Below are 12,000 nucleotides of genomic sequence, written 5' to 3'. Positions count from 1 at the left end.
CGGCTCTGGCGGAGTTCATCCGCGAACTCACCATCCAGGGCACCAACACGGGCTGTCCCAGGCAGCGGGTGACGGCATCAGGCGGTCGGCGTCGTCGGCACGGTGAGCGCGGAGAGTAGCGCCAGGTCGGCCCGTTCGAGGCTCTCCAGCAGGGTGATCCCGTCGGCCCTGGCGATCGGCACGATGGAGGGAACAGCCAGCATCGAGCAGCCGGCGGCGCGCGCGGAGGCGACCCCGGTCGGAGTGTGCGCGTCGCGGGGTGAGATCCCACCAGCATGCTGCGGGCGGTGGAGACGGCCCGTCCCGGAGGGCCTCGGTCAGTCACCCGGCCTCAGCCGAAGAGTGAGGATCTGGAACGGGCGGAGTGCCAGGAGCACCCTTCGGCCGTCCGCTTTTACGGCGTCCACGTTCTCGGGCGGGTCGAGTTCGCGCTCCAGCAGATCGGTGTCGGCCGCCGACGCCAGCGGGAAGCCGGCGGTCAGGACGGTCCGGGCGCGTCCGCCGTGGGCCTCGTAGAGGCGCGACGATGTCGCCGGAACGATCTTCGGCAAGTTTGACTGTCTCGATGACGACGGCCTCGTTATCCGCGGTGACGAGCGGTTGGACCAGAGGCTGCGCTCCGGCTGGTTGAACGCGTAGCCCTCGCGGACGGTGTCGGCGATGTCGGCGCCGATGACGAACCCGTAGTGCAGGCGGTGGTGGCCCTGGTCGGCATCCGGGTCGGGGAAGCGGGGAGCGCGTAGCAGGGAGAGCCGGACGGTGATGGTGATGCCGCCGCCGTCGGCGCGGACGTCTCGGATGATCTCGTGCCCGTAGGTCGAGTCGTTGACCACAACCGCGCCCCACCCCCGTGCGCCGAGGTGCATCGGCGCCAGCACCGGCGCGGCAGCCGCGTTGTGGGCAGCCGCCGAGCCACGAGCGCGGATCGCCGCGGTCGTCTCGCGGGGCGGCAGGCCCGACCTGGCGGGGCCACGACTGCCGGCGGTGACGGCGCCCACGCTGCTGATCGTCGGGGGCCATGACCAGCTGGTGCTCGACCTCAACCGCGAGGCACAACTCGATCTCTTCCTCCTTGGTGAGCAGGTCGAACAGCAGGGTGCCCAGCCCGGCCCGATTCAGTCCGGCGGCCACGAACCGGTTGCGCGGGCTGTGCCGACTGCTGCCACTGCCATGCGCGAACACCACGATTTCGCTCGCGCCCTCGGGCACCGTCAATTGCCCGCGCAGCACCACCGCACCAGCCTGCACGGCGCTGGGAGCGGCGGTCGCGCCAACCGACGCAAGATCCGGACCATACCCGGACCAAGGTCCGCCCATGCCCATCCGCATGGCACATTTGCGCTGGTCAGAGCCAAGCGGGCGGTGTATCACCAGCAGACGAAGAACCCGCTGGTGAGCTACTCGCCAAAGAAGCTGGGCTTCTTCTAGACACATGCGAAAAGGCGCCTGACCTGGATTTTCACCCGTCAGGCGCCTTTCGCTCAGCCCGCTCTCGACCGAGCCCGGCTTGCGCGCTGACTCCCATTTCCTCCCACGGCTGTACCCCTCCTGACCAGTGCTTCCGGACCAGTCACGGACCAAACCTCCAGTTGACCCCTCCGGGTGCTTCACCTTGGCTGACGCGCTGCCACTCGTTCATGGACTGCTCGATGAGGCGCTTCGCCTGCTCTCGAAGGCCGTCGAGGAACTTGGCGCAGTAGCGAAAGAGAACCTCGATGCTCTGACCGGCGCGGCGGGCGCATTCGGCCGGGTCCACTCCGGAGTAGAGCCAGAACGAGATCCCGGCGTACCGGAGATCGTAAGGTCGCTTGGCCAGGCGAGAAGTGCGCTCAGTACGAGTCAGGGCTTGTTTCCGGGCACGCCCCCAAGCAGGGTTTCGGCGTAGTCGGCGGGCGCCCGTTTTGTGATCATGCGAGGCCGAGGAGTGCGAGGGGTCGGCGGGCGTCGCGTGCGTTGCGACGGAGGCCGGCGGCGATGTTCTTGACGCCGCTCAGCCGGAGGGCGCCGACGGCGAGGTTGCGCCAGGTCGCCATCGCGCGGGGTGCGTTGCCGGTCCGCAGCTGGGAGGCGTCCTCGGCGAAGGTGGTGTCGCGGATGTGGTGCAGGACCTCGATCTTCCAGTGGTCGCGGATCAGTCTCGCGAGTTGGACGGGGGTCGCCTGCTCGGCGGTCAGGTTGGTGACCGCGCAAACGGTTGTGATGGTGGTCTTGCCGGTCTTGCGGTCGGTGCGGCGGCGCTTGATCTGGACGGCCTGGCGGGCGCCGGGGAAGAGCAAGTTGTTCACGGTGGCGACCTTGATCCGGCGGATCTCCGCGCGGCCGTGGCCGGTGCCCCAGGCGCGGCCCTGGAACGGGATGTCCTTCCAGGGAAGGGACTTCAGTTGCTTGCGCAGCTTCTTCTGGTTGCCCTTGACGATCGCGATGTAATGGGCCCCGCGGCCCAGGAGGTCGGCGGCGTGCTCGCGTTGCGTATGGAGCGCGTCGCTGGTGACCACGGTTGCGGCCAGGTCGGCGACGGTGTCGAGCAGCGGCTGGAAGCGGGTGACCTCACCGGTCTTCTCCGACGTCGAGCTGGGCCAGGACCAGCCCGGTGGTGTGCTCCACCGCAGCGAGTAGGTGGATCCTCCGCCCCTGGGCCTTCGCCGCACCGCGCAGGGACTTGCCGTGCACGGACAGTCCGCGCAGCCCGGTGCTCTCGGGCCGGCGGTCGGCAAGCCATCCGCCCACCGCCCGGTCCAGGGCATCACTGTCGATACGGGCGAGCAGCCGGCGGACCGTCGCCTCCGAGGGCACCAGCCTCCGGGGCAGTACTGGATCGGGGCGCACGCCGAGTCGCTCCAGCACGTGCGGCGGCGCGTCCGCGATCCACTCGCCGACCGCCATCAGCGAGGTCGCGCCGGTCAGCACCGCGCACGCGGTCAGCGTGAGCACGACGGCCAGGGCATGGCGCACGCCGCGCGGATCGCGCGGATCCGGCACCTGAGCCAGCCGCTCCAGCAGGCCGGGCACCTCCCCGGGCTCGACGTCGGACTGCTCGCGGAGCCGGTCAAGGGCAGCCGGAATCAGGGATGATGCGTCGGCAGGCACGGTCTTCCAGGCAGGTCACGGGGCGTAGAGCATGTCAAGCCCTGGGTTTGATGGAGAGTGGATTAGCTGGTTTTCAGTATGAGTTCTGGGGTGGTCGTTGGGGTGTGGCGGGCTTCGAACTCGGCGGGTGGGACGTGGCCGAGCTCGCCGTGGAGGCGTCTTCGGTTGAACCAGTCGATGTACTCGGCGACGGCGATCTCGACATCGTTGATGCCGGTCCAGGGGCCCTTGTTGCGGATTAGCTCGGCCTTGAAGAGGCTGTTGAACGCCTCGGCGAGGGCATTGTCGTAGGAGTCGCCCTTGGATCCGACCGAGGCGACTGCGGCGGCTTCGTCCAGGCGCTCGGTGTAGCGGATGGCACGGTATTGACCAGGTTCAACCAGTGGGCGACCGACGGCGTGCTGGTCGATGACGAGCCAGGTGCGGCGGCGGGCCTGGCGCACCTCGGTGCCCTCCCCAGCCAGCTCTGGCTCACGATGAGCCCGCCAGAGTGCACGGCCCCGGATGTGGCTGACCATTGTGTCCGTCGTCCTCGTCTTCGCCGTCGGGCTTCACAGGGCGCAGAGCGACCAGGCCCTGGTGTGGCCCGTGGTTCGCGCGACTCGACGCTCGGCCCCGGCTGCGCACCCGTCGGTGCGGCTGCACGCGCCTTTGCTGACCAGGACCCGGATCAGGTCATCGACCCCGTGGCGGCCCGCCTCGCGCGGCGGAGCGGGACCGGTCTGCACGTCCTCGTCCGCTGCCTCGTCCGTCGGGCGGGAACCGCACGTCGAGCTGGCGGCCGCCGCGGTCGCGTGCGTACAGGCGCGGCCGCCTCGCGACCGGCATGGCGATGACGTGCCAGCCGTCCCGGAGCAGCATCCATTCGGCGGCCGCAGCCAGGCCGTGGTCATCGAGCCCCGCGAATTCGGCTGGGGTGTAGTGCCCACCGCGCCGGCGGGCGGCCGCGCGGCGCCAGCGGACGAGGAGCACAGCGGCGGCCGCGAGCACGGCGATGCCCGGCACCAGGCCGACATTGAACGCTCCACGCAAGCAGCGCCACACGGTGAAGCGAATCTTCGACCGGTTGGTGGACGAGCACGGTGCGGACGAGATCTCGTACCAGATGGTCCGCGGCTACGTCGCCGAGCGCCGTGCTGAGATCCGGCTGCAGGCGGGCCGCGGGATGGTGGACGCGTTCGTCCCGCAGACCCACAATCCGGGTGCGGAGGCGGGCGGCCAGCACCGGGTTCGCGGCCCCCTCTGCGATCAAGGTCCTACTGTCCGGACTTCTTCAGCCGCTCAGCCGCCTTTGCTGCGGCCTCCTGGGCCTTTCCCGTCATTTGCTCGCCGCGGCCCTCTGCCTGCATCAGCTCGTCGCCCAAGGCACCGCCAGCGGTTTCCTTCAGCTTGCCCTTGACCTGCTTGGCTTTCGCCTTTCCCTTACCCATGACAATTCTGTCCTTCACTGTGAGGGGTCTTACGTCTCCACCTTGCGCCGGTCAATCTGAGGCCGCAATCGGTGAGGTGTCGCCGTAGGGCGGCGCGCTAGCCGGTCGGGCAGATCGGGGAACCGGGTGGAACCCGGGACCTGGCCCCAGGGGGCAGCTCCGCATCTGGCTGGCAGTCGGGTTCGCCCGGACCTGGTCCAGACGACAGCTGCGGGTCGTGGGGCGCCGGAAACGGGTCTCGGGGCCTTCCCTGGATGAACGTGGATGAACGCCGGGAAAAGCAGCCCCATCTGCCCGCTCAGCGCATGTGCTGAGGAACAGCACAGTGGCTTCCTGCTTCGGCTTCCCGCTGTGCGTTCGCCGCTGGGGCGCCGGGCGCGCATGAATGGGACGACGAGCCGGTCATCAAGAACGACTCCCACGGCTGGACGCTCATCACCTCTCGCAACCCAGATGATCTGGACCCCTTCCTGCGAGAGATCGACGCGGCGCTCGCCGTAAATACCCACTGAGCGGACCGCTCCTAATGTGCGCCTCCGGCTCACGGGAGGACTCATCCATGCCGGCGTGCAAACGGATCACAGGCCACCATGCGGCTCTGATCAGGCACCCCGGCAACAGCTCCAGGTCGGGTCGAAGGACCCCCATGGCGATTTCCGCACCGAGGGAGATCGCAGTCAGCCGCCTTCTGCCTGCCGCACCTGCCCTCCACGCCTCGATGTGGCCGCCCCCGCTCCCATGTCGGTGTCCTCTCGTAAGACTCCGCAGGTCAGTCGCTTGTCCCTCGCGGCCGACCCTAAGGATTCGGACACCATCGTGAGACTGACCGGCTGGACACGGCTGAGACACCGCAAGAAGCCACACGTCACAGCGTCGCCGTAGGACACGAGCGGCGAGCCCCTACTCTTGTGCCAGGCAGCACACCGGGGCGCCGGGGAAGGGTGCCAACCCCCGCGCAGGGAGTCGGGGCGCAACCGGGCCACCGCCCGTAAACCGATCCTCATGCGGAGCGGGTGTGATCGCATACGGAGACGCAGCGCACCACAGCAGGCCGAGCGCGGTATGCCGGACGACAGAGACGGCAGGCCAGTGCGCTGTCCTCGGCGGGCAGGCTCACTGCCTGCTCGCGCGACGGCCTTCGCCGATGCCCTGCTCGACCGTCCAGTCCAAGGGTGAGGACGGGGGCTGGCGTCCGGTATGCACGCTTGGCGCCCTTCCTCTTCGTTCCGCCAGCGGCGGGTCGCTGTCGTCAGGTATCGGACACGGTGAAAAGGGCGCCATCGGGATCGCGAATGACGAAGGCGTCGAATGAGGCATCGGCGAGTGAGGGAACTGGTGACGATTCGCCCCTGGCAGCAACGGCGGCCGCCGCGGCCTGCTTGCTGCTCTGGACACGGAAGTCCACAATCCACCGGGGGCTGGATTCTCGGGTCCGGGTCGGTTTCAATACCTCCGCCGCGCAGGGTGGCGACGGTGTGTCCCGCGGCCTGGATGAGGACGTGGTCCTGCGCGTAGTCGACCGTGCAACCGTCGGGCGGTTGGGCCCAGTCGAAGATCTCCGCGTAGAGGATGACGGCCTCGAACGCGTCGCGGGTCTGCAGGTCCAGCCGGGCTGGAGCACTTCCGGCGAACGGTTCACCATAGGCCAGAGTCACCGAAAAGTTGCCGCCCAGGATGCTCTCCCGGAACTTCCAGTCCATGACATCGGTATAGAAGGACTGTGCTGCGCGCAGATCCTGCGCCATCAGATTCACCCAGCAGGGCGCGCCGGTCACCGGCCTGATCTTTTCGAGGGTCGACATTCGATACTCCTCCGGCTGTGTGATGGAAGGCGAGACATGCTGGCGGCCTGGGGTTCAACCTGTGGTCTTGCGGCCGCTGAGCAAGTCGCGTACGCGGTCCACCAGCCCGACCCCGGGCACGAGCAGCTTGTTGGCGGGCGGGGTGTTCGGGAGCGAGGGGTGGGGGCGGGTGGGGGCCATCTCCTTGGCCTGGCGCACCAGTCGCCCCAGCTCGTCCAGCTTCTCGGGTGGGAGGGACGCTGCGAGTCTTGGGAAAAGTTCATGCTCCTCCTCGCGCATGTGGGAGGCGACCGCAAGCTTCAGCTTCGCGACGATGTCGTTGAACTGCGGATCAACGGCGTGCAGGTCTTCGAGGTCCTTGAGCATCTGCTCGACCTTGGCATGATCGGCGAGTTCCTTGACCACCAGTGCCGCACCGTCCGATACGTGATTGCGTACCGCCGGATACAGGTGCAACTCCTCGGCAACCGAGTGCCGTACCAGTTCCGCAGTCAGCCGGTCGGCCAGCTCGCGCCGCTGGGGATGGTCGACTGGCTGCACTTCGATCTGCGTAAACAGTGCCTCCAGCTCACGATGATCGGCCGTGAGCTCCGCGATCACATTGCCGCCGTGTCTCATGACAGTCCCTTCCACTTCCTCGGGTTCATCGCCCCTCAGAAGGAGGGTGCAGACACCCAGACAACAGGCCATGGATGCAAAACCTGCGCCCTGCGCGCGGAGACAGACCCGGCACTCACCTCCCCAGCGCAGCCACGTCAGGGCCCACACTGCTGCCCCTGGTTTCCTGGGGCCGGCCTGGATCACGGCTACTCGTAACGGTGGGCGTCGGCTCCGTGCGGCTTTTCCTGCTGGCGGTGACGCCGGGACTGCGCAGACTGCTACCCATGCGGCATCCCACCGGAATCCCCAGAACAGGGGAGGTCCGCGCCGGGCTCGACCACCACGCAGCCGCCCTGATTCTGCGCGACCGAGCCGTACAGGTGTCCGGTGTGCAATCAGCACGGGTCGATGTCGGCCGCCGGAAGGTCAAAGCCCGGGCACAGGTACATTTCCGCGATCTCAACGAGGCCCACACGGATCTGGACGCCGCGCTGAGCGAAGCCGCAACGAACTTGGGGCTCGCCCAGCAGCCCACGCTGGACGTGCGCGTCCGGCGCCCGAAGAAGGGGGTGAAGTGTGTCCCATGCTCAAGGCGGTGAACCGGGTGCTGCTGGGGCTACTCGGCCTTGGACTTTTCGCCCTGGGTGGCGGCGTGCTGCTGGGTGGGCTGGATCTGCAGCGCCACCGGGGGTTCGACGTGCCGGGCTGGTGGCCCTTCCGAGGCCCGAACGATGTCGTGCTGGGCACCGAGGGACGCACCCGGTGACGGGAAGAGTACTGGTGGTGGCTGGCCGTCATTGCAGTGCTCGCCGTGCTTCTCGGGCTGCTGCTGTGGTGGCTTCTGGCGCAACTGCGCAGACACCGGCTGGGCCAGGTCCTCATCGAGAGCGCAGACGACTCGACGGCCCGGTTCAACGGCCGCGCGCTGGAGGACGCAATGGAGGAAGAGGCGCAGGTCCTGGACGGGATCTCGCGGGCTCAGGTGCGGCTGACGGGTCGGCGTAATGCCCCGGTGGCACGACTACGGCTGTTGCTAAAGCCTCAAGCGGAACCGGCGCAAACTCTGGAGCAACTGAGCCGGGAAACGCTCGCACACGCACGGGACTCGGCAGGCCTGGACCGCCTCCCGTCGGAGGTCCGACTCCGGGAAGTCCACCACCGCGCCCGCCGCATCGCCTAGGTGCTCTGTCCACGAAGGTCGGTGACAGTTATCGCCGATGTGGTGATCTTGAACAGGTGAGGGCCTTCTGAGTTCGGTGTGGAATTCGGCATCTCCACCGACCAGCGGGAGGCCTTCATGCGGCTCTGCCAAACGACCGGGCAGCTCACGTTGTTGAGGTTTCTGGCGGACTGCTGAGAGACGGCCGTCGAAGGTGATGTCCAAAACATCAATCACCAAAGCAGTCGCCCACCCCGGCTGGTGCGCCCGACAGCTCCTCAAGGTGCGAGGCGCCCGATACCGATCAGACTTGGATGCATGGCAGAAGAACGTCGGCCGCGCGGCGGGAAAACTTCGACGACAGCCGCGTGGCGCAAACGACGACTTCCGAAGCACGGCGGAGCGATTCGGAAGCGCAGACCGCGAACACGTCGAGCTGCGTCTTGCGGGCCCGCTGCCCTGTTGCAACTTCGTCGCCGCTGCAGGCACTCCCGTGCAGGCCGCCAAAGTTTGACATGGGACTGATCACGGGACTGATCACGCTCCCCAACGCACCCGTCCGCGGAGTGATCTGGGTGGCGGAGAAGCTCAACGATGCTGCCGAGCACGAGCTGCACGACCCAGGGGTGCTTCGTGCCCAGCTGGCTGTACTAAACCGGGAGCTTGAAGACGGAGATATCAGCACGGAGGAGTTCGAACCGGGAAGAGGAAAGGCTGCTCGACCGGCTGCATGCTGCACAGGTCGGCCCCGCACCGAACGATCGAAGGTGACGCACTCATGGATGACACGGCCAAGGTGGCCCTCGCAGCCGCAGTAGTGGGCGGCTATGTGCTGGGCCGGACGAAGAAGGGCCGGCTGGCGCTGACAATTGCGACGTATCTGGCGGGGAGACGATTCGGCCTTGAACCCCGCCAGCTTGCCGCCGAAGGAATGCGCAGACTCGGAGAGATTCCCCAGTTCGCCGAGCTGCAGGAGCAGCTGACGGGGGAAGTCTTCGACGCAGGCCGTAAGGCAGTGGCTGCCGCCGCCGACCGGGGCATGAGTTCGCTGGCTGACGCCATCAGCGACCGCACGGCGCGGCTCGGTGAGAAGCAGGATGAGAGGGAGGAAGAGGAGTACGAGGAGGAGTACGAGCCGGAGGAGGGAGGCGCGGAGTACGAGGAAGAGGAGGAGGAAGAGGAAGAGCCGGAGGCCGAGTACGAAGAGGGCCAGGCTGAGGAAGAAGAGGAAGAGGAGGAACAGCCGGAAGAGGGGGAACAGCCGGAAGAGGGGGAACAGCCGGAAGAGGGGGAACAGCCGGAACAGGAATACGAGGAAGAGGAGGAGGAAGAGCCGGAAGAGAGGCAGCCGAAGCGGCGCCGCAGTCGTCAACCAGCCCAGCCCAGAGGGGGCGCGGCACGCAAGAAGGCCACTCCCGCCCACGGAGAGAAGCCTCGGACGGCCAAGAAGTCTGCCGCCCGAAAGACGACACCGCCAAAGAAGACAGCTGCGGAAAAAACTACTCCGGCCAAGAAGTCCGCCGCCCGAAAGACGGCCCCGCCAAAGAAGACAGCTGCGAAAAAAACTACTCCGGCCAAGAAGTCCGCCGCGCGAAAGACGACCCCGCCAAAGAAGACAGCTGCGAAAAAAACTACTCCGGCCAAGAAGTCCGCCGCGCGAAAGACGACGTCGTCGAAACGAGCAGCGTCCAAGCGCGCCGATCGTCGGAGGTAGCCAGTCATGACCAGGACGGAAACAGACCAGCCCACGGGACAAATGTCGGGTGCAGAGCGGCTTCGCGAAGAGGCGTCAAACTTCCTCAGTGCACAGATGGAGAGGCTCGCCGAGAAGGCGGGCGACAAACTGACCGACGTCACTGGGCAGCTCACTGATATGGCCGAGAGCGGATCGCTTCCCGCGATCGGATCTCGTATTCTCCAGGGCGACTCCCCGCTGAAGGCATTCGTCGGGGAGAAAGCCAAGGGCGTCAAGGACAAAGTCGTGGGGAAGGTCAAGGAAGCGTTCGGCGGCGGAAAGGGGAAACGCAAGTCGAGCGGCGGCAAGGTCATGAACATCATCGAGGTGCTCGATGTGGGAGTGCCCCTGCGTGTCGCATACGACCACTGGACGCAGTACGACCATTTCAGCAGCTTCGCGAAGGGCGTTCGCGACGTCTCGAAGACCGATGAGATGTCCAGCAACTGGAAGGTCAAAGTCGGCCCTTCCTCGCGCAGCTTCAAAGCGACTGTCCAAGAACAGATTCCCGACGACCGCATCGTTTGGACGTCCGAGGGAGCCAAGGGAACTACCCGTGGTGCGGTCAGCTTCCATGAGCTGGCACCCAGCCTGACTCGAATCGTCCTGGTCGTGGAGTACTACCCGTCCGGGTTCTTCGAGAAGACGGGCAACCTGTGGCGCGCCCAAGGGCGCCGCATGCGACTCGACTTCAAGCACTTTCAGCGATACGTCTCCCTCGCCCAGGAAGAGCCCGAGGGCTGGCGCGGTGAAATCCGAGACGGTGAAGTTGTCGTGTCCCACGAAGACGCCATGGAAGAAGAAGAGGCTGGCGAGCAGGAGGACGCACAAGGCGAGGAGTCCGAGGCCGAGGTATACGAGGAGGAGGAGCCCGAGGACGACGAGCCCGGGCCCGAGGACGAAGACTACGAGGACGAGGCTGAGGACGAGCCTGAGGACGAGGCTGAGGACGAGCCTGAGGACGAAGAAGAAGGCGAATACGAGGAAGAAGAAGAGGAAGAAGGAGAGGAAGAGGACGTAACCCCCTCCAGGAAGCAACGGCGACAGAGGTGACGCCGTGACTGACGTCGACTTCAGGCAGGGGTCTACCCCGTTTCGGGGCCGCAGACCACCAATGTCGGCACGCAGTCTGTCCAGATGGGTCGTGATCCACCGCAGGACTCTTTGCGCGGCTTGCGCATCGTCCGGTGCGGCGGGGCGGATCGCCTCGAAAACGCTGGTCGCGGACTTCACGGAAGATCTGGCAGGCCGGCGTTGTGACAGCCTCAGCGAACCGCTTGTAGATGTACGGCTTCAAGTCGTCCACCAGCGTCCGGCGGGAGGTGACCTTGACCAGCAGATCGTCGACATCTGGAGTGCTGGCATGGCGTCGGACCGGGTGGTAGTCGAGCTGCAAATCCCGGCTGACTCCACGCAACGGGGCATCCCTGAGAGAGGAGTTCGTGCGCGACCGGGTGCCGTTCGCGGATACCGGCGACGATGCGGCGCGGACGTCCGTGGTTCCGTCCGGGGCCAAAGAATGGTCCGCTTCGGAAGAGGCGTGCCCGTATCGGCGAACGCGGACCGAACGCATGTGCATTTGTCCTGGCACAGTCTTCTCCACAGCTACCTCGGCGTAGGTGGAACCGCGGTCCTGGCAGATGACCTCCACCTCAGGATGGTCGGCGAGCCACCGGGCGCTGGCGCGGCTTCCCTGCTGGGCAGCACATCGATCGGTCGCCGGGTCGAGGTCCACAAGCAACGTCGCGTACGTATGTCCCCGCAGCAGTGCGAATCGATACGACGGGGTGGCCGCCGCCACCTCCGCCCTGGCCTGCTCAGCCGCCCCCAGGGCCTGGCGGGCGGCGGGCAGGAACGCCTCTCCGGCAGTGGTCGGTAGCCGCACCCGGCGGCCGGTCCGCTCGAACAGCCGGGCACTCAGCTCCTTCTCCAGCCGGGCCACTTGGTGGCTGAGCGCGGACTGGACGACGTGGCACCACTCGGCGGCGCGGGTGAAGCTCGCGGTCTCCGCTACCGCGAGGCCGTAGCGCATCTGCTGGAGATCTCCATTGATCCAATGTGAAACACGATGGATCGGATGACAAACATGCGTTGGACCAATGGATGCCTGCTCGGCAATGCTGAAGTCAAGGGCAGGCCAAGACAGTCAGCGAACAGCCACCGCCCCGGGCCGGCGAGGCCCGGAGC

At 66.8% G+C, this 12,000-nt stretch carries 9 protein-coding genes and 7 pseudogenes; 6 read left to right on the top strand and 10 right to left on the bottom strand.

Going from position 1 to position 12,000, the window contains the following annotated elements; translation table 11 throughout:
* Positions 1-77: 77 nt before the first annotated feature.
* On the bottom strand, positions 78-203 hold the full coding sequence (locus tag ACNPQM_RS21080; RefSeq protein WP_418085240.1) for a hypothetical protein: 126 nt from the start codon (positions 201-203) through the stop codon (positions 78-80).
* 114 nt (positions 204-317) lie between these two features.
* The gene (locus ACNPQM_RS21075; RefSeq protein ID WP_418085239.1) at positions 318-833 is read right to left on the bottom strand and encodes a glycosyl hydrolase-related protein; all 516 of its coding nucleotides are present in this window, start codon (positions 831-833) and stop codon (positions 318-320) included.
* A gap of 34 nt (positions 834-867) precedes the next feature.
* On the opposite strand from ACNPQM_RS21075, the pseudogene ACNPQM_RS21070 reads away from it, so the two are divergent.
* A pseudogene (locus tag ACNPQM_RS21070) lies at positions 868-1,065 on the top strand (phosphoribosyltransferase); the annotation flags it as partial.
* Here the strand turns inward: ACNPQM_RS21070 and ACNPQM_RS21065 are convergent.
* The 7 genes and pseudogenes from ACNPQM_RS21065 to ACNPQM_RS21035 form a co-directional block, all read right to left on the bottom strand.
* A pseudogene (locus tag ACNPQM_RS21065) lies at positions 1,066-1,251 on the bottom strand (phosphoribosyltransferase); the annotation flags it as partial.
* An 815-nt stretch (positions 1,252-2,066) separates the two neighbouring features.
* A pseudogene (locus ACNPQM_RS21060) lies at positions 2,067-2,648 on the bottom strand (ISAs1 family transposase); the annotation flags it as partial.
* Positions 2,548-3,087 carry a transposase family protein gene (locus ACNPQM_RS21055; protein WP_418085238.1) on the bottom strand — a complete coding sequence of 180 codons (540 nt, stop codon included), beginning with the start codon at positions 3,085-3,087 and terminating at the stop codon, positions 2,548-2,550. The gene ACNPQM_RS21055 and the pseudogene ACNPQM_RS21060, both read right to left, overlap by 101 nt.
* Before the next feature lie 62 nt (positions 3,088-3,149).
* A pseudogene (locus ACNPQM_RS21050) lies at positions 3,150-3,455 on the bottom strand (integrase core domain-containing protein); the annotation flags it as partial.
* 307 nt (positions 3,456-3,762) lie between these two features.
* Positions 3,763-4,119 carry a hypothetical protein gene (locus ACNPQM_RS21045; protein ID WP_418085237.1) on the bottom strand — a complete coding sequence of 119 codons (357 nt, stop codon included), beginning with the start codon at positions 4,117-4,119 and terminating at the stop codon, positions 3,763-3,765.
* Between the two features lie 224 nt (positions 4,120-4,343).
* The gene (locus ACNPQM_RS21040) at positions 4,344-4,517 is read right to left on the bottom strand and encodes a CsbD family protein (RefSeq protein WP_418085236.1); all 174 of its coding nucleotides are present in this window, start codon (positions 4,515-4,517) and stop codon (positions 4,344-4,346) included.
* A gap of 1,856 nt (positions 4,518-6,373) precedes the next feature.
* On the bottom strand, positions 6,374-6,937 hold the full coding sequence (locus ACNPQM_RS21035; RefSeq protein WP_418085235.1) for a hemerythrin domain-containing protein: 564 nt from the start codon (positions 6,935-6,937) through the stop codon (positions 6,374-6,376).
* Between the two features lie 74 nt (positions 6,938-7,011).
* On the opposite strand from ACNPQM_RS21035, the gene ACNPQM_RS21030 reads away from it, so the two are divergent.
* From ACNPQM_RS21030 to ACNPQM_RS21010, 5 genes and pseudogenes are all read left to right on the top strand, one after another.
* Positions 7,012-7,518, top strand: a complete 507-nt coding sequence (locus ACNPQM_RS21030; protein WP_418085234.1) for a DUF6286 domain-containing protein — start codon at positions 7,012-7,014, stop codon at positions 7,516-7,518.
* Positions 7,503-8,099: pseudogene (gene amaP / locus ACNPQM_RS21025) on the top strand (alkaline shock response membrane anchor protein AmaP). The gene ACNPQM_RS21030 and the pseudogene amaP overlap by 16 nt, the downstream one beginning before the upstream one ends.
* Positions 8,100-8,593: 494 nt before the next feature.
* Positions 8,594-8,849: pseudogene (locus tag ACNPQM_RS21020) on the top strand (gas vesicle protein GvpG).
* A gap of 7 nt (positions 8,850-8,856) precedes the next feature.
* Positions 8,857-9,792 (top strand): histone protein, encoded by a 936-nt coding sequence (locus ACNPQM_RS21015; protein WP_418085233.1) that lies wholly within the window; start codon positions 8,857-8,859, stop codon positions 9,790-9,792.
* A 6-nt stretch (positions 9,793-9,798) separates the two neighbouring features.
* Positions 9,799-10,866: an SRPBCC family protein gene (locus ACNPQM_RS21010; RefSeq protein ID WP_418085232.1), complete on the top strand. Its 1,068-nt coding sequence runs from the start codon at positions 9,799-9,801 to the stop codon at positions 10,864-10,866.
* A 673-nt stretch (positions 10,867-11,539) separates the two neighbouring features.
* Here ACNPQM_RS21010 and ACNPQM_RS21005 read toward each other — a convergent pair.
* Positions 11,540-11,901 (bottom strand): annotated as a pseudogene (locus ACNPQM_RS21005) (LysR family transcriptional regulator); the annotation flags it as partial.
* Positions 11,902-12,000: the final 99 nt, after the last annotated feature.

This window comes from Streptomyces sp. NPDC056231 (assembly GCF_048270745.1).
Classification (GTDB): Bacteria; Actinomycetota; Actinomycetes; order Streptomycetales; family Streptomycetaceae; genus Streptomyces.
Note: the sequence above shows the minus strand (reverse complement) of the source record. Positions and strands in the feature narration are given on the sequence as shown.

Coding starts and splice junctions, on each gene's coding strand:
- ACNPQM_RS21040 (WP_418085236.1), bottom strand. CDS start 4,517: ATGGGTAAGGGAAAGGCGAAAGCCAAGCAGGTCAAGGGCAAGCTGAAG.
- ACNPQM_RS21030 (WP_418085234.1), top strand. CDS start 7,012: ATGCAAAACCTGCGCCCTGCGCGCGGAGACAGACCCGGCACTCACCTC.
- ACNPQM_RS21080 (WP_418085240.1), bottom strand. CDS start 203: ATGCTGGCTGTTCCCTCCATCGTGCCGATCGCCAGGGCCGACGGGATC.
- ACNPQM_RS21015 (WP_418085233.1), top strand. CDS start 8,857: ATGGATGACACGGCCAAGGTGGCCCTCGCAGCCGCAGTAGTGGGCGGC.
- ACNPQM_RS21010 (WP_418085232.1), top strand. CDS start 9,799: ATGACCAGGACGGAAACAGACCAGCCCACGGGACAAATGTCGGGTGCA.
- ACNPQM_RS21035 (WP_418085235.1), bottom strand. CDS start 6,937: ATGAGACACGGCGGCAATGTGATCGCGGAGCTCACGGCCGATCATCGT.